The 16,308-nt window shown below is 69.9% G+C and carries 15 protein-coding genes; all 15 read left to right on the top strand.

Translation table 11 applies throughout. From position 1 onward, the window contains the following. Position 1: 1 nt before the first annotated feature. The 15 genes from NYE39_RS01715 to NYE39_RS01640 all read left to right on the top strand — a co-directional run bounded on the left by NYE39_RS01715 (position 2) and on the right by NYE39_RS01640 (position 16,294). Positions 2-928: a hypothetical protein gene (locus NYE39_RS01715; RefSeq protein ID WP_341011706.1), complete on the top strand. Its 927-nt coding sequence runs from the start codon at positions 2-4 to the stop codon at positions 926-928. Beyond that, a complete protein-coding gene (locus tag NYE39_RS01710; RefSeq protein ID WP_077347112.1) occupies positions 925-1,959 on the top strand; it encodes a ParB N-terminal domain-containing protein in 1,035 nt (344 codons plus the stop codon). Before NYE39_RS01715 ends, NYE39_RS01710 begins: the two co-directional genes overlap by 4 nt. 46 nt (positions 1,960-2,005) lie before the next feature. After that, positions 2,006-2,719, top strand: a complete 714-nt coding sequence (locus NYE39_RS01705) for a hypothetical protein (RefSeq protein ID WP_077347114.1) — start codon at positions 2,006-2,008, stop codon at positions 2,717-2,719. A 19-nt stretch (positions 2,720-2,738) separates the two neighbouring features. Continuing rightward, on the top strand, positions 2,739-4,400 hold the full coding sequence (locus NYE39_RS01700; RefSeq protein ID WP_077352617.1) for a M23 family metallopeptidase: 1,662 nt from the start codon (positions 2,739-2,741) through the stop codon (positions 4,398-4,400). 245 nt (positions 4,401-4,645) lie between these two features. Next, the gene (locus NYE39_RS01695; RefSeq protein ID WP_075812464.1) at positions 4,646-4,912 is read left to right on the top strand and encodes a DUF6112 family protein; all 267 of its coding nucleotides are present in this window, start codon (positions 4,646-4,648) and stop codon (positions 4,910-4,912) included. A 229-nt stretch (positions 4,913-5,141) separates the two neighbouring features. Continuing rightward, positions 5,142-5,414: a DUF6112 family protein gene (locus NYE39_RS01690; RefSeq protein ID WP_202970327.1), complete on the top strand. Its 273-nt coding sequence runs from the start codon at positions 5,142-5,144 to the stop codon at positions 5,412-5,414. A gap of 41 nt (positions 5,415-5,455) precedes the next feature. Continuing rightward, the gene (locus tag NYE39_RS01685) at positions 5,456-6,880 is read left to right on the top strand and encodes a conjugal transfer protein TrbL (RefSeq protein ID WP_077347116.1); all 1,425 of its coding nucleotides are present in this window, start codon (positions 5,456-5,458) and stop codon (positions 6,878-6,880) included. A gap of 3 nt (positions 6,881-6,883) precedes the next feature. Then, positions 6,884-8,356: an SCO6880 family protein gene (locus tag NYE39_RS01680; protein WP_077347118.1), complete on the top strand. Its 1,473-nt coding sequence runs from the start codon at positions 6,884-6,886 to the stop codon at positions 8,354-8,356. A gap of 100 nt (positions 8,357-8,456) precedes the next feature. Then, positions 8,457-9,677: a hypothetical protein gene (locus tag NYE39_RS17240; protein WP_202970247.1), complete on the top strand. Its 1,221-nt coding sequence runs from the start codon at positions 8,457-8,459 to the stop codon at positions 9,675-9,677. Next, a complete protein-coding gene (locus NYE39_RS01665; protein WP_077347120.1) occupies positions 9,674-11,188 on the top strand; it encodes an ATP-binding protein in 1,515 nt (504 codons plus the stop codon). Before NYE39_RS17240 ends, NYE39_RS01665 begins: the two co-directional genes overlap by 4 nt. Positions 11,189-11,419: 231 nt before the next feature. After that, positions 11,420-12,025 carry a TetR/AcrR family transcriptional regulator gene (locus NYE39_RS01660; RefSeq protein ID WP_341011704.1) on the top strand — a complete coding sequence of 202 codons (606 nt, stop codon included), beginning with the start codon at positions 11,420-11,422 and terminating at the stop codon, positions 12,023-12,025. Continuing rightward, a complete protein-coding gene (locus NYE39_RS01655; RefSeq protein WP_077347122.1) occupies positions 12,018-12,713 on the top strand; it encodes a type 1 glutamine amidotransferase domain-containing protein in 696 nt (231 codons plus the stop codon). Before NYE39_RS01660 ends, NYE39_RS01655 begins: the two co-directional genes overlap by 8 nt. A 37-nt stretch (positions 12,714-12,750) precedes the next feature. After that, positions 12,751-13,671, top strand: a complete 921-nt coding sequence (locus NYE39_RS01650; protein WP_077347124.1) for an NAD-dependent epimerase/dehydratase family protein — start codon at positions 12,751-12,753, stop codon at positions 13,669-13,671. Positions 13,672-14,003: 332 nt separating this feature from the next. Continuing rightward, a complete protein-coding gene (locus NYE39_RS01645) occupies positions 14,004-14,510 on the top strand; it encodes a hypothetical protein (RefSeq protein ID WP_341011703.1) in 507 nt (168 codons plus the stop codon). Next, positions 14,507-16,294 carry a type IV secretory system conjugative DNA transfer family protein gene (locus tag NYE39_RS01640; RefSeq protein ID WP_077347128.1) on the top strand — a complete coding sequence of 596 codons (1,788 nt, stop codon included), beginning with the start codon at positions 14,507-14,509 and terminating at the stop codon, positions 16,292-16,294. Before NYE39_RS01645 ends, NYE39_RS01640 begins: the two co-directional genes overlap by 4 nt. The last annotated feature ends 14 nt before the right edge of the window (positions 16,295-16,308 follow it).

Below are 16,308 nucleotides of genomic sequence, written 5' to 3'. Positions count from 1 at the left end.
CATGTCCACGACGACACACCACGACCACGACGAGGCCGGCGAGGACTTCACGACCGGTGAGGGCCTGCGTGCCCTGCTGAACCGGCTGCACGAGGCGGGCGAGGGGACATGGGCGTCCGACCCCCTGGCGCGGGAGCTGATGGCCTACGCGGCGGAGAAGTACACGCCGTTGGCGCGCAAGCACGGCCTCGATCCGTGGGAGGCAGCGTCGGCGGCGTTCGATGCGATGCAGTACGCCTCCACCCGGCGCGCGGACGATCCGTGGGCGATGGTCACCCACGGGGTGCGGATCACCTGCATCTTCGAGGAACGCGCCCAAGGGCTGCTCTGCTCGGTCCACCAAGCACGCCGCCCGCACGTGTCGGCGTTCCACGACCCGGAGCGGTTCGGCGACCGCGACAACCCGCTCACCGACTACCACCCCGCCTTCCACATCCACGACCCCTATCCGGGCGGCACCGACCCGGAGTCCGCCGCAAACGGCGACAGCTCCGGCAGCGGTTCGGGGTCGGATCGGGCGTGCATGTCCGCGGGCTCGGCGAGCGAGGATGCCATCGGCCTGTTGTGCTTGCTGGGCTGGGCACCGGAGACCGCGCGGGCGTCGGTGGAGCACGTGTGCGGGGCGCTGATGCGGGCTGGCACCCGGCAGAGCGCCTATGAGGGGCTGCGGCGGGACCGGCATGCCCGCGTCCTGCTGGACCTGCCCGGCCGATCCTGGACGGTGCTGCTGCGGTCGCTGCTCGGCAACCCCCACCCCGCCTACGCCGCCACGAACGCGGGCAAGGGGGTGCTGTTGCGGCTGCTGATCGGCGAGACGCTGCCGGTGCTGCTGCGCGACGACGACCTGGTGCTGGCCCTGTCCCTGGCCGCCCCAGCCCATCGCGACCGGAACCGCGACCGAGATCGTGGCGGGGGTGATGGGGTGTGAGTGAGGTGCAGGCCGGCGGGGTGCAGCTCGACCGGGTGGTGGACTCCATCATCGTCGGGACACGGCACCGTGCCGACCTGGGCGACATCGACGCCCTGGCCGCCTCCATCGAACGCGAGGGCCTGCTGCAACCGCTGACGGTCACCATCGACGGAGTGCTGGTGTGCGGGGCACGGCGACTGGCGGCGATCAAGCAGCTCCGCTGGCGCACCGTCAACGTGTGGGTGAGAAGCGGCTTGTCGGATCGTCTCGGGCAGTTGCTGGGCGAGCAGGACGACAACGCTCTGCACAAGCCGCTGACCCAGCTCGAAGCCGCCGCCCTGTACCGGGAGCTGAAACAGGAGATGGCCGAAGACGCCGCCCGGAGGCAGGCCGCGACGCGGTTCACCAGCGACCATCAGCCCGGAAGCGACGGTGGTGGACAATGTCCACCACCGTCAACCGGGTCAGACAAGCAGTTCGGTAAGACCCGCGAGCAGGCCGCCGCCATGATCGGCGGCGGCGCCTCCTACAAGACCTTCGAGCGGATCGGCTACCTCGAACGCATCGCCGCCGACCTCGCCCAACCCGAACCCCTGCGCGCGCAAGCTGCCGCGGGATTGGAGCAGATCGAGGCAGGCGCCCCGGTGCATCCCATCTTCCAGGCCGTCCGCGACGCCGCGACCATCGCGCAGGATGTACGGGAGGTCGACCTGCACCAGATGGCCGACGAGGCCGTCGCCCGCGCCACCGCCGCCAAGAAGCAGAAAGGCAAGACGCCGGCTCCCCGTCCGGTGCCGCTGACCGATGTGGATGGGGAGCCGGTGCGGTATCCGGTGCGGGCCTTCATCCACACCTGGGGCGAGCTGACCCAGTGGTGGACCCACTACGACCCAGACCAGCTCGCCGCCGAACTGAGCGACGAGCAGATCGAGTCCTTCCTGGACACCGCCGTGGGCACGAGCCGGTTCGCCGAGGAATTGCGCGCCGCCCGCGACCGCGAACCGGCCAACGACGCCCCATCGGCCCGAGGGCACCTGCGCGCCCTCTGACTCCATCGTGCTGAGCGCGAGGAAAGGGTGCGCGCACCTATCGGGCATGAAGACTCCTTTCGCTGCCTCTGATGCTCGTTCCCGTCGCCGGCTCATCGCCCTGCTGGCCGCTCTCGTGGCGGTCGTGGTGCTGGCCGGGGTCGGCGTCTACGGCCTCCTCACCGGACCACCACCCACGAGCGACCGCGGCGCCGATGACGAGGGCGGTACGTCGCCGGGGCCGGTGGTCACCACTCCTGGTGAGCCGACGCCGACCGGAATCCCGTCCCTCTCAGCCCTGCCGGAGGTCGAGGCGTCGGACAACCCGGAGACCTTCGCCCGCAACGTCGCCACCGCGTTGTTCGCGTGGGACACCGCCTCGGGCTTGATGCCCTTGGACTACAGCTCGGTGGTCCTCGCGGTGGGCGACCCTTCGGGTGCGGAGCAGGCCGGGCTCGCCTCCGATGTCGCCGCCTACCTCCCGACCAGAGATGCCTGGGTGGAGCTGCGCCAGTACGCCACCGCCCAACACCTCACCATCGACAACACGTTCGTCCCAGATGCGTGGGAGACCGCGGTCGAGCAGGCCCAGCCCGGGCAGCTCGCCGAAGGCACCGTCGCCTACACGATCGAGGGCACCCGCCACCGCACCGGAGTCTGGAACGACGAGCAGATGACCTCGGAGCATCCGGTGGCGTTCACCGTCTTCATCGTCTGCGGCCCCACGTATGACACCTGCCATCTGCTGCGGCTGTCCCAGCTCGACAACCCCCTCCGATAACGGGCCGGGGTGAGTGGTCGTGTTGAAGAAGGTCATCGTCGCCGCACTGGTCTTGGTGTTCTTCGGACCCACCCTGGCTCTGCTGTCGCTCGGGGTGCTGATGAACCCCGCCGCAACCGCGACCGTCACCTGCACAGTCGGGAGCGGGATCACGGTCGGAGACGTCCCCGACTCCTTGACCGTGACGACGGCGAACGGTGAGACGTTGACGCTCAATCGGCAACAGCTCACCCACGCGGCGACGATCATCGAGACCGGCTCGGCGATCGACGGGATCACCCGCGACGGCCTTCAGATCGCGTTGATGGCCGCGCTCACCGAGTCCACCCTGCGGATGCTCTCCAACACCTCCGCCTACCCCGAGTCCGCGGACTACCCGAACGACGGCGACGGCTCGGACAACGACTCCCTCGGACTGTTCCAGATGCGGCCACAGTCGGGCTGGGGCACCGTCGCGGAGCTGATGGACCCCGTCTACCAGGCGCAGGCGTTCTTCGGCGGCCCCGCCGGCCCGAACCATCCCTCGCCGCGGGGACTGTTGGACATTCCCGGCTGGGAGGAGATGGACAAGGGCGAGGCCGCCCAAGCCGTCGAAGTCAGCGCGTACCCGGACCGGTACCGGAACTACGAGCCAGTCGCCGAGACCATCCTTGCCACCCTCACCACCACAACAACGGCCAGCACGAGCAGCACGGGCGGTGAGGTTGTTCCGGTCGGGCAGCCCGGCGGACCGGAGTCGTCGCGGGTGGTGTTCCCGGTCCCGGAGGGCACCTGGGTCCTCACCTCCGAGTACGGGCCGCGGGTGCATCCGATCACCGGAGAGGACTCCTTCCACACCGGCACCGACTTCGCCGCCCCCGACGGCACCCCGCTCCTTGCCGCAGCGGACGGGACGGTGACGGTGGCGGAGTTCTCCGGCGGCTACGGCGGTCTCATCGTCATCGAGCACATCATCGACGGCGCCACGGCCGCCACGGCGTATGCGCACATGTGGGAGCACGGCATCCACGTCCAAGCCGGCGACACCGTGACCGCCGGGCAGCACATCGGCGACATCGGCAGCTCGGGCAACTCCACGGGTCCGCATCTGCATTTCGAGGTCCGCCTCGGCGGCACGAACGGTGAGCACACCGACCCCGCCGCCTGGCTCAACTCCCACGACGCCGCGGACCTGCCCGAACCCGACACCGGTGGCCCCGGCGGCGAGGATTGCGACCCGGACACCGGTGCGCCTGGTGGGGCGTCGGAGCCGTTCGAGGGCGACCCGAACCGCATGGTCGACGACCCCACCACAGGCGGGCAGATCACCGCCCGGATGCTGCACCTGTACACCCAGACCATCGCCGCGTTCCCCGACACGAGCTGGGCCTGCTACTCACCCCGCCCCGGCACCGTCTCCGAACACCCCCTCGGCCGGGCGTGCGACGGGACGTTCGGCAACGCCATCGGCTCCCACCCCACCCCGGCACAGCGTGAGCTCGGCTGGCAGGTCACCAACTGGATGAAGACCCACGCCGAAGCCCTCGGGGTGGAGTACCTGATCTGGGACGGCCGCATCTGGTCGCTGTCCCGCGACGGCGAAGGGTGGCGTCCTTACGGCGGCGGCGGGATGCACGACCCCGGCGACGTCACCGGCGGCCACTACGACCATCTGCACGTCACCGTGTCTCAGAATCCGTGATTGATTGTTCGCCTACATCTGATGCACGAATCATGCATCAGATGTAAGCGCCGGATCAGCCACCGCCCCGGTCACCGCGGCCGCTGAGGCGGCGCCGGCAATCCGAGCGAGGTGCCCCAGTCAGGCGGCGTTTCCGCCGGACCCGGCGGGCCGTGCCGGAGCGGCCTGGGCCGGCGGGTCGCACCTACCGGCATGAGGGCTATTCCGGCAGTTCGATCATCCGACATTCGCGGCGGCGATGCCGCATGAACGTGTTTCCTGACTTCGATGGCCTCGGCGGCATCGGCGACCTGCGGGCGGTGATCGGTGCGCTGCTGACGTTCGTGCTGATCGTCGCGGTGCTGATGCTGATCGTCTCCGCGATCGTGTGGGCCATCGCTGCCGCGAACGGCAACCACGTCATGGCCGGCAAGGGGCGCACCGGGGTGCTGGTCGCTCTCGGCGCCGCCGTGCTGGCCGGCGGCGGAGTGGCATGGATGAACTGGCTGATCGCCCTCGGCGACCAACTCTGACGCCCGCCCTGCGCAACCATCGCCACCGATGCCGTCTCACCCTGCCCCGGGGGGCGGCATCCGTCTGTCGCGGGCCTCTCGGCGGGCGGGCGCGGTGCGTGGACGTGTGCGCGCACCTGATGCGTGAACCCCGTCCGTGTTCCCCGCCCCTTGGCGGGTCCGCATCCGTCAGGAGCCCATCGTGTTCGACCTCGCCACCGTCCTCCTCGCCGCACCCGTCGTGGTGCCGATGGACATCAACATCGACCCCAACAGTGACGGCCTTCCCGGCATCGCGCAGTTGCGCACCATCGTCGGCGCCGTTATGACGGTCGGCCTCATCCTCTCCGTCCTCGCCCTGATCATCAGCGCGATCGTGTGGGGCTTCGGCGCCAACTCCTCCAACCCCCACCTCGCGGGTAGAGGCAAGGTCGGCGTCCTCGTGAGCTGTGGCGCCGCGGTGATCTGTGGGGCGTCGGTGACGCTCATCAATTTCTTCTGGAACGTCGGCCAGCAGGTCTGACCCACCCACCAAACGTCTCGACTTCTGAGGAGTGATCTGCGGTGGGTGTGTGCGATATCCCCCTCGTCTCGACCGTCTGCGACACCGCCGGCGAAGCCGCCGCCTCCCTGGTGTCGGCGCCGTTCGACTGGCTCGCCGGCGCGATGGGCGCCGCAGCCGGCTGGCTGTTCGAGGCCGTCTGGAGCGTGTTCGACACCACCACCCTGGTCGACGTCACGTCGCCGGAGTATGTGGCGGTCTACAACATCCTGTTTGGCATCGCGGTGTTCGTGATGCTGCTCTTCTTCTGCCTCCAGCTCATCACCGGCCTCATCCGACGCGACCCCACCGCACTCTCCCGTGCCGCGCTCGGGCTCGCCAAGAGCGTGCTCGGGTCGTTCGTGGTCATCACCCTGACCGCCCTGCTGCTGGAGATCGTGGACCAGCTCTGCGTCGGGATCATCCAGGCCGCCGGGGAGACCACCGAGTCGATGGGCGACAAGATCGCCCTGCTCGCCGCCGGCCTGGTCGGCATCAACATCGCTGCCCCCGGGGTCGGGGCGATCATCACGATCTTCCTCGCCGGCCTGGCGATCGCGGCCGCCGCGATCGTCTGGCTGTCCCTGCTGGTCAGGAAGGCGCTGTTGTTGGTGGCGATCGTGTTCGCCCCGCTGGCGTTCTCCGGGGCGTCCTGGGACGCCTCGCGGGGGTGGATCAGCAAGTGGGCGATGTTCGTCATCGCCCTGATCTGCTCCAAGCTCGTCCTGGTCGTGATGTTCCTCGTCGCGATCACCCAAGTCAGTGCGCCGATCGACGGGGACCTGGCCTCGGTGGCCGATCCGATCGCGGGGATCGTGCTGATGGCGATGGCCGCGTTCGCGCCCTACTTGACGTACAAGTTCATCGCGTTCGTCGGGTTCGACATGTACCACGCCATCGGCTCCGAACAGGACGCCAAGAACGCCCTCAACCGGCCGGTCCCGGTTCCCTCCAAGCCCGGCGGCAGCGGAAACGAGCCGAAGAAGGTCCTTGACGGCAACGACGACGGCGGCGGCAACGGAGGCGGCAGAGGTAGTGGGCAGAAGCCGCCGGAGCCGAAGAACCCTGCACCAGCGTCCTCTAGCGGGTCGGCCGGCGCCGGCAGCCCGGCCGGGGCAGGTGCTGGTGCTGGTGGCGGAGCAGGCGCGGGCGCTGGGGCTGGTGCGGCGGCCGGTCCGGCAGCGGCCGCGGTGGTGGCAGCAAAGGTCGCCAAGGACACCGCCACGGCAGGCCCCAAGGCCGGCAAGGCCCTCGGCAACCAAGGTGACAGCGCCGCCGACTCCGCGGGCCAGACCGGCAACACCCCACCGCCCGCACAGGCACCACCACCCTCGACTCCGGCTCCCAAGACACCCTCCGCGGGTCCCTCGACGGGGCCGTCGCAGCCGGAGTCGGGTCCGCCGAAGCAGCCACCGCCGCCGGCGCCGAAGCCGACCGGAAAGGAGTAGCCGATGCCTGCGAAGCAGAACGAGCCCACGGCGTCGTCGGGCGAGCTGGTGCCGGTGAAGTTCTCCCGCCTCACCCGTCGCGGCATCCTGCTGGGGTTGTCACTGGCGCAGCTCATCACCCTCGCCATCGGCATCCTCTCCATCGTCGGTGCCCTGTACGCCGGGGGCGGCATCCTGCTCGCCTACACCGCACCCGTCTGGGTCGTAGCGGCCTGCCTGACGTGGATACCGGTGGCGGGGCGCCCGGCGGTGGAGTGGCTGCCGGTCGCGTGCTGGTGGCTCTGGCGCACCACCGGCGGCCAACTCCTCTACCGGCGCCGAGTCGTCAAGCCCCGGCCAGTGGGCACACTCGCGCTGCCCGGCGACATGGCGAGACTGCGGGAGTACACCGACCCCGAAACGAACGCGGGGATGATCCACGACCCCACCGCCGGCACGCTGACCGTGGTCTGCGAGGTCACCCACCCCGCGTTCGTGCTCCTCGATCCGGGCGAGCAGGAGCGCCGCGTGACCTCCTGGGGCCGCGTCCTCGCCACCGTGTGCCGGTCCGGACGCATCGCGACCTTGCAGGTGCTGGAACGGACGCTGCCGGACTCCGGCACCGGACTCGCGGAGTGGTGGGCCAGCCACGGCACCGCCGACGACACCTGGGCCGCACAGACGTACGCCGAGCTGATCGACCGGGCCGGTCCCGCCGGCGAGAGGCACGCGACCACCCTGTCGCTCGCGCTGGACATGAACGCCAGCGCGCGGCAGATCAGGACCGCCGGCGGCGGCCTACGTGGCGCTGCCGCAGTGCTCCGGCAGGAGATGAACACCCTGGTCGCCGCGCTCCGCTCTGCGGACCTGTCGCCCTCGGGGTGGCTGACACCGGGGCAGATCGCAGTGATCCTCCGCAGCGCGTATGACCCGGCGATCGCCGCCACCCTGGAACGCCACGGCCAGCTCGGCCAAGACTTGGCGACCGCCGGCCCGGTCGCGGTCAACGAGTCCTGGGGTCGCATCCGCACCGACTCCGCCCACCACGCGGTGCTGTGGGTCTCCGAATGGCCCAGGTCTCTGGTCTATCCGGGATTCCTGTCCCCGGTCCTGCTCTCCACGGGCATCCAACGCAGCTTCTCGTTGCTGTGCACGCCGATGCGCTCCGACCAGGCCGCCAGAGACATCCGCAAGAAAAAGGTCGAGCACATCTCTGATCAGGCGCAGCGGGCCAAGATCGGGCAGATCGAGGACGCGAGCCAGACCGCGGAGTACCACGACGTCCTCCAGCAGGAAGCCGACCTCACCGCCGGCCACGGCGTCCTCAGATACACCGGCCTCATCGCCGTATCAGCCCCCACCGTGGAAGAACTCGACGCGGGCATGGCGGCGATCGAACAGGCCGCCATCCAAGCCTCCTGCGAGACCCGCCTCCTGGTCGGCCAGCAGGCCGCGGCATTCACCGCCGCCGCGCTCCCGCTCTGCCGCCGCATCTGACCCGCCCGCCGCGGGTTGTTCCGGCGCTCCGGTGGGGCGGGTGCACCTGACCGGTGGCCCCCGAATCGCGGGGGTTCTCGCCCTCGTCTGGGAGGCTGTCATGCCCACGTTCCACGACCCGCTCGCCGATGCCGCCGAAGCATCCGAGGCGATGCGGGGTCTCGCCCACGCATCCCGTGTGTTCGATGACCCGGCCGACACCTACACCGTGTTCGGCGATCTCACCGCGACCATGCGATCGCTGCGGCAGGTACTCGACCAACTCGCCGCCACCCACCTCAGCCACCAGGACCGGGCACACCACGACGACGGCGACCACCTGGCCGGGGACCGCTCCGCGCTCGCCGCCGCCGACGAGCTGCACCAGGCCGGCACCCTTCTCGACCAGGCCCACGACCACCTCAACGCCGCGTACTCCCACTCCGGGCGCATTGCCTGGCACCCCGAACCCCCACAGACCGGCCTCGATCATGACGCCCCCGTGCCCACGATGGTTACCGCTGGGACGCTGCGACTGACGGTCTGGCCAGACACCCCGGTGGGCGAGCATCAGCGCTACGCCTACCGGATCACCGACACCACCACCGGGCACGAGCTGGAGGGCCGGGACCTGTTCACCGGCGCCGGCCAACCCGTCGACCCCGATCACGCGATCCGCGACCTCGCCACCTTCCTCAGTGCCGCCGGTGAAGCCCGCCAATACGCCATCGACAACCCGAAGAGCGAGCCCGAGCACGCGAGCCTGTTCCCCGGATGGGTGGCCGAGGCCGCCCGCACCAACACCGACGCCCTCACCGAACTCACCGAGCTGGCCGAACCCGCCGAACGGACGGCGCCAGCCGAGGCGTCCCGGCCTGAGCGGCAGTGGGTCAGCGTGGTGTTCCTGCAAGGCGAGGAAGCCGACGAAGTGCTGGACCTGATCGAGCGGGACGGCACGCCTGCGGGCATCGAGCACCTGAAAGGCTGGGACTACGGGGACGAGACCACCCAGGCGGCGCTGGAGAACGGCTACGTCTACGACGAGCCCCCGACCGGTGCTCTGGACCGGGTGATAACCAGCGAAGACGGCTACACCCTGACCTACAACCCCTTCGCCGGACACGTCAGCCTCCTCCGCGAGCACCACACCCGACCAGCCGACGCTCTCGACGATGCCGCCGTGGTGCCGGCACGGGAGGCGATCGCCGGGATCGGCGCCCCGCCCGGACCCGAGCCAGCGCAGGCGTCCGCCCCGCAGCGGACGGCCCTCGGCGCGGACAAGGACTGGTTCACCGGACCCGTCCGCGCGAGTGGATCGGCCGGGCGGGGATTGTCCCTGTGACCGGCACCGAGCCCGAGCGGCTGCACACCTCCGTCCTGGTCGCCCCTGCCGCCGAACGCCGCCGGTTGCGAAAGCAACGCCGACAGGCCGCCGTCCGCCTCCAAGCCGAACAACGCCAGACGGAGAAACAGGCGGCGCGAGCGAAGGCCGAAGCCGAGAAGGCGGAGCGGCGCGCGACGACCTACCTGCCGGCCGCCGGGGAACCTGGCCCGGCCGCGCTCAGGTCGCCGGGGCGGTTCCGGATGCCCCGTCATCAGGACACGTCCGCGACATTGGCGGGGGCCTATCCGTTCGTCGCCGAAGGTGGCCTCGGCTCCGACGGCGTGTTCGTCGGACAAGACCTCTACTCCGGCGGATCATTCGTCTACGACCCATGGGTGCTCTACGCCCGCGGGATCATCACCGCGCCCAACATCGTCCTGGCCGGGATCGTCGGCTCCGGCAAGTCCTCCCTCGCCAAGAGCCTCTACACCCGGTCGCTGCCGTTCGGGCGCCGCGTCTACGTGCCCGGTGACCCAAAGGGCGAGCACACCGCCGTCGCCGAAGCGGTCGGCGGCCGGGCGATTGTCTTGGGCCACGGACTTCGCACGAGGCTGAATCCGCTCGACGAAGGCCACCGGCCCTCCGGCCTTTCCGACGAGCAATGGGCCTCCACCGTTTCGTCCCGGCGTCGTGACCTGATCGGCGCCCTCGCCGAGACCGTGCTCGCGCGCGGGTTGACGCCGCTGGAGCACACCGCGATCGACCTCGCCCTGACCCAGACGGTGCGGGAGAACGACGTGCCGATCCTGCCCACCGTGGTCGACCACATCCTCACCCCCACCCACGACGATCACGACGGCGGGCGCCTGGCCGAGGACGGCCGGCTCGTCGGCCACGCCCTACGCCGCCTCGTTGCCGGGGACCTCGGCGGACTCTTCGACGGGCCGAGCACCGTCGCCTTCGACCCGTCGCTGCCGATGATCTCCCTCGACCTGTCCCGCGTCACCGAGAACTCCACGCTCATCAGCGTGCTGATGACGTGTTCGTCGGCGTGGATGGAATCGGCGCTGCTGGACCCGGCCGGCGGGCAACGGTGGGTGATCTACGACGAAGCCTGGCGCCTGATGTCCCACCCCGCGCTGCTCAGGCGCATGGACGCGCACTGGCGGCTCGCGAGGCATTACGGGATCGCGAACATGCTGATCTTCCACAAACTCACCGACCTCGACAACGTGGGCGATCAGGGCTCCGCGATGCGATCCCTCGCCAACTCCCTCCTGGCGAACGCCGAGACTCGGATCGTCTACCGGCAGGAGTCCGACCAGCTCGGACCGACTGCCGCCGCGCTCGGGCTGACCGGGACCGAGCAGAAGCTTCTCCCCACCCTCGGCGTCGGCCAAGGGCTGTGGAAGATCAAGTCCAGAAGCTTCATTTCGCAGCACCAGCTCCATCCCGTCGAGCTGGAGCTGTTCCGGACCGATGCCCGCTACCTGGGCATTCCCCGCAAGTTCAGGAATTCTGAAGCCTGAATCGCGGGAACGTGCGGGTCCCGAGCTGCGGTGAAGGGTTGCGGGGGTGCATGTTCGTGGAACTTGCACCCTGTGTGGCTTCATCGTATCCAGCCTCGCCGCCCTGCGCTCTGGGTGTGGGTGCCGCCGCGATTTGGCGCAACGGCACCCACCCGAGATGAGGTAGCGCGGCCGATAGAGGCCTGTGCGATGATAATGTAAGCGGTGCATACTTGATGGCGGGAGCAATGGGTGAGTTCGGACACGGCGAGGGTGGGCTATCACCACGGCGATCTGCGGGCGACGTTGCTGCGCGCCGCCCTGGAGGGGTTGGAGGCCGGCGAGCCGCTCTCGCTGCGCGCGGCTGCCCGCCGGGCCGGCGTGTCCACCGGTGCTCCGTATCGGCACTTCGCCGACCGGGAGGCGCTGGAGTCGGCGTTGGCGGTTCACGGGCTGCGTGAGCTGATGAGCGATCTCACCACCGGCAAGAAGCCTCCGGCCTCCGCGTCCGAGGTCGGTGAGCTCGCCGTCGAGTATGTGCGTTTCGCACTGCGCAGGCCGGCGTTGTTCCGACTCATGTTCGGGCAGGAATGCGACGACCAGGACGACGAGCGGGTGCGCGCAGCCCGCGCACTGCATGGCTATCTCGAAGCGGTGATGACTGAGGTCTTCCCGCAATCCGACCCTGTCGCTCTGGCGACCGCGGGGTGGTCGCTCGCCCATGGGCTGGCGTTCCTGCACCTCGACGGCAAACTTCCCGCCACCGACCCTGCCGCTGTCGACGAGCGCGTGCGATCAACTCTCGCTGCCGTCTTCCCACCCACCGCCTCCTCCAGAATCGAGCGTCCCAATGAGTAAGCGCGTCCTGCTCGTCGTCACCAATGTCGACCACTATGAGATCGACCCCTCGCATCCGACCGGGCTGTGGCTGTCCGAGTTGACACACGCCTACGACATCTTCGCCGAGCGCGGCTTCGAGCAGATGATCGTGAGCCCTGCCGGTGGGAAGTCGCCGCTGGAACCGCGGTCGCTCAAGCGGCCCAACTACGACAAGTCCGCCAGAGCATGGCGCGAGAACCCGGCGCGGATGGCAATGCTGGAGGACACGGCCAGCCCCGAGCAGGTCGACTCCGCAGACTATGACGCGATCTACTTCACCGGCGGTCACGCGGTGATGTTCGACTTCCCCGGCAGTATGGGCCTGCAGCGGATCACTCGTGAGATCTTCGAGCGCGGCGGAATCGTCGGTGCGGTCTGCCACGGATACTGCGGCCTCGTGGACACGACCCTCTCCGACGGCAGCTTCTTGGTCGCGGGCCGCGACCTGACCGGCTTCTCCTGGCGCGAGGAGATCCTGGCCCGGGTAGACAAGCTCGTCCCCTACAACATCGAGGAAAGCATCCAACAGCGCGGCGCGCGCTACTCCAAGGCGCTGCTGCCGTTCGTCTCCAACGCCGTCGTGGACGGGAACCTCGTCACCGGCCAGAACCCCAGCTCGGCCAAGGCAACCGCGACCAAGGTCGCCGCCCTCCTCGCCGACCGCTAACGACCACGCCGAGGTATCGACAGGAAGGGCGGAACGCATGCAGACCGTGCTCGGATCAGGCGGGCAGATCGCCGAAGAGCTCACCCGTGAACTGCGCCGGAGCTTCACCGACGACATCCGCCTCGTCAGCAGGAACCCCCGCACAGTCCACGACACCGATCAGCTCGTGCCCGCCGACCTGATGGACGCCGACGCCACTGACAGGGCGGTGGCGGGAAGCGACATCGTCTATCTCACTGTGGGTCTGCCGATGGACGCAGGCCTGTGGGAGCAGCGGTTCCCGACCATGATGGCCAACACGACCGCCGCCTGCCGCAACCACGGCGCACGACTGGTCTTCTTCGACAACACCTACATGTACCCGCGCACCGCCACGCCCCAGACCGAGCAGACGCCGTTCGAGCCGGTCGGCCGAAAGGCGACCGTGCGCGCGCAGATCGCCGCGACTCTGCTCGCTGAGATGGCCGCCGGCACGATCGACGCGGTGATCTGCCGCGCCCCTGAGTTCTACGGCCCCGGCAAGACCCAGAGCCTGACCAACGCCGCGGTCTTTGACCGGATCAGACGTGGCAAGCGCCCGCTGGTGCCGCTGAGCGCGCGCACCCGGCGCAGCCTGATCTGGACCCCCGACGCCAGCCGCGCCATGGCCCTCCTCGGCAACACCCCCGACGCCTACGGGCAAACCTGGCATCTCCCCGTCGACCCGGACCGACTCACCTACCGCGAAATGATCGACACCGCCTCCGACGTCATCGGCAGGAAGATCCCGTTCACCACAGTGCCCGAGTGGGCGTTCCGGATCGGCGGTCTCGTGAATCCGGCGGTCAAGGAGGCCGAAGAGCTGCTGCCCCGCTACCGGCAGGACAACATCTTCGACTCATCGAAGTTCACGGCACGATTCCCCGACTTCCCGACTACCAGCTATCGCGACGGGATCAGCTACCTCCTCCAGAGTTAGCGTCATCGCACCGCCGGTCGCCGTGTTCGTCGCCGAGCGGACGGCCCGCTGCCGCCCGCGAGCGGTCCTGATGCTGCGAACCGCGGCGAGCCTCATCGCTCCGCCACATCAGCAATCCCGACCGTTCATCACGATTACCTCGAAGCCGTCAGGAATCGTGATGTTCTTTCGCGATTCCAGAGAGCAGTCCTGCCCGCTGCCCGGGCGGGCGCGACGCACCTCATGGGCATGAACTCCTGCAACGAAGATGCGGCTGTAGAGACAGGTCAGTCATGAGTGGCCGCAACTCGCTGCACCGCACCACGTCCCAGCAGCCCGACGAGACACCGGTAGTGCTGCCCCACGTCGTCATCGCCGTCACCGAGAGCGGCGCCCTGGACGTCACCGTCGACGGGACCGCGTTCCCGCCACCGGCGGCGGGTTCGGAGTGGACGCGGGGCACCTTCGGTCCGCTGCTGGACGCGGTGACCAAGGACCGCACCATCGCCGTGCGGATCGAGGTCCGCGAGGTCGACGGGACCGTGTTCACCGACCTCATCCGCGCCCGCAAACCCACCCCACCCCAGCCAACCGACGACGATCCGGCCATGCCGGGCACACGGCGCGCACGCCGCACCAAGCAGCCGCCGGTGTTGGTCGAGGTCACCGGGGAGGGGTTCGTGCCCGGCGAAGACATCGCCGTCGCGGTGATCGTCTCCCGCACCGACGCCACCGGCACCGGGGCGGCGCGCGCCCTGCTCGACAAGCACCAGCTTGACTCCGTACCGCCCGAGGGTCCCGGCGAGGTTGTCCTCTACGGGCGCATCTCCGGCACCATCGTGGTCAGGCGGGTGCCGTGAGCGGCCCGCAGGGTCGGCAGGCCAGCTCGTTCGGGGACGAGCTGACCAACGCCGCTCTGATCGGCCTGGTCGGCATGTTCGGTGTCGCGCTCGTCCTGCGCGCCGCCGGCAGCGTGGCGGCGTTCCTCACCGGCACCGCCCAACCCGCCGCGGGACCGGCGTCCGGGCTCGGGGTGCTGTTCAACTCCGCCGACCCCGCCGCCGCGCTCGACGCCGCCGGGCTGAACCCCGTCGTCTACTGGATCGTCACCGCCGTCCTGCTCGCGGGGCTGTGCGTCGGTGGCGGGTGGGTGTGGGGGCGGCTGCGCCGCCACACCCGCAAGACCGAGACCGACCCCCGCCGCCTCGCCGGCACCGCCACCGGGCATGAGGTCGCCACCACCGCCTCCGGGAAGGCGCTGCTGGGCCGCGCCGGCACACTGCGCCCCTCCCTGGAGGCTCCCGCACCGGCGGATGTGGGCTATCTACTCGGCGCCAGCCACGGCAAACAGGTCTGGGCGTCGGTGGAGGACTCGATCCTGCTGCTCGGGCCGCCCCGCTCCGGGAAAGGGCTCCACGTGGTGATCAACGCCATCCTGGACGCGCCCGGCGCCGTGGTCACCACCTCGACGCGGCCGGACAACCTCACCGCCACCCTCCGCGCCCGTGAGCACGACGGTCGGCCGGTGGGGGTGTTCGATCCCCAGCACCTCGCCGAAGGCGTCCCCTCCGGACTGCGCTGGTCCCCAGTCCGCGGCTGCGAAGACCCGCTGACGGCGATGATCCGCGCCACCGGCCTCGCCTCAGCCACCGGCCTATCCTCCGGCGGCGTCGAGTCCGGCGGGTTCTGGGAAGGCAAGACCCGCACCGCACTCCAAGCGCTACTGCACGCCGCCGCCCTCGACCACCGGCCACCGGCCGAGCTGTTCCGATGGACGCTGGACCCCTCCATCGCCGCCGAAGCCGTCGCCGTCCTCACCAACCACCCCAACGCCGCCACAGGGTGGGCCGACTCCCTCGGGGCGATGATCGACTCCGACCCCAAGACGCGCGACTCCATCTGGCAAGGCGTCTCCCTCGCCCTCTCCGCCCTGGCTGACCCGCGCGTCCTGGACGCCGTCACCCCACGAGCTGGTGAGGACTTCGACCCCGAAGCCTTCCTCACCCAACGCGGCACCCTCTACCTCCTCGCCACGGGCGCCGGGGCCGGCGCGTCCGCGGCCCTGGTGGCGGCGTTCGTGGAGGACCTCGTCGAAGCCGCCCGCCGTCTCGCCGCCCGCTCACCCGGCGCCCGGCTCGACCCGCCACTCCTGCTCGCCCTGGATGAGATCGGCAACCTCTCACCGTTGCCCTCGCTGCCGACGCTGATGGCCGAAGGCGGCGGCACCGGCATCACCTGCCTGCCGGTGCTCCAGTCCCTCGCCCAAGCACGTGAGAAGTGGGGCGACAACGCCGCCGGCGCCATCTGGGACGCCAGCATCGTCAAGATCATCCTCGGCGGCGCCTCCAACTCACGCGACCTCCAAGACCTCTCCTCCCTCATCGGCGAACGCGACGAATACACCGACTCCGTAACCCTCGGCGATCAAGGCACCAGGTCGAACCAGCGCTCCGTGCGCCGGGTGCCGATCCTGCCGCCCGACCGCATCCGCACCTTGCCGTTCGGCACGGGCATCACCCTGCTCCGTAGTGCGCCGCCGATCGTGACCGACCTACGCGCCTGGACCACCCGCCCCGACGCCACCCAGCTCGGCCTGGACCGCTCCGCCATCGAGGCACTGCTGCGGCGCCCGGCGGCCACCTGACGCGGGGAGCCGGT

It is taken from the genome of Janibacter sp. FSL W8-0316 (assembly GCF_038004165.1).
GTDB lineage: Bacteria > Actinomycetota > Actinomycetes > Actinomycetales > Dermatophilaceae > Janibacter > Janibacter indicus.
The sequence above is the reverse complement of the archived record's forward strand: the minus strand, read 5'-3'. Positions and strand labels throughout refer to the sequence as shown.

What these genes read in the sequence shown, in the direction of transcription:
- NYE39_RS01715 (WP_341011706.1), top strand. Translation starts at nt 2, where the DNA reads ATGTCCACGACGACACACCACGACCACGACGAGGCCGGCGAGGACTTC.
- NYE39_RS01705 (WP_077347114.1), top strand. Translation starts at nt 2,006, where the DNA reads ATGAAGACTCCTTTCGCTGCCTCTGATGCTCGTTCCCGTCGCCGGCTC.
- NYE39_RS01695 (WP_075812464.1), top strand. Translation starts at nt 4,646, where the DNA reads ATGAACGTGTTTCCTGACTTCGATGGCCTCGGCGGCATCGGCGACCTG.
- NYE39_RS01690 (WP_202970327.1), top strand. Translation starts at nt 5,142, where the DNA reads ATGGACATCAACATCGACCCCAACAGTGACGGCCTTCCCGGCATCGCG.
- NYE39_RS01680 (WP_077347118.1), top strand. Translation starts at nt 6,884, where the DNA reads ATGCCTGCGAAGCAGAACGAGCCCACGGCGTCGTCGGGCGAGCTGGTG.
- NYE39_RS17240 (WP_202970247.1), top strand. Translation starts at nt 8,457, where the DNA reads ATGCCCACGTTCCACGACCCGCTCGCCGATGCCGCCGAAGCATCCGAG.
- NYE39_RS01655 (WP_077347122.1), top strand. Translation starts at nt 12,018, where the DNA reads ATGAGTAAGCGCGTCCTGCTCGTCGTCACCAATGTCGACCACTATGAG.
- NYE39_RS01650 (WP_077347124.1), top strand. Translation starts at nt 12,751, where the DNA reads ATGCAGACCGTGCTCGGATCAGGCGGGCAGATCGCCGAAGAGCTCACC.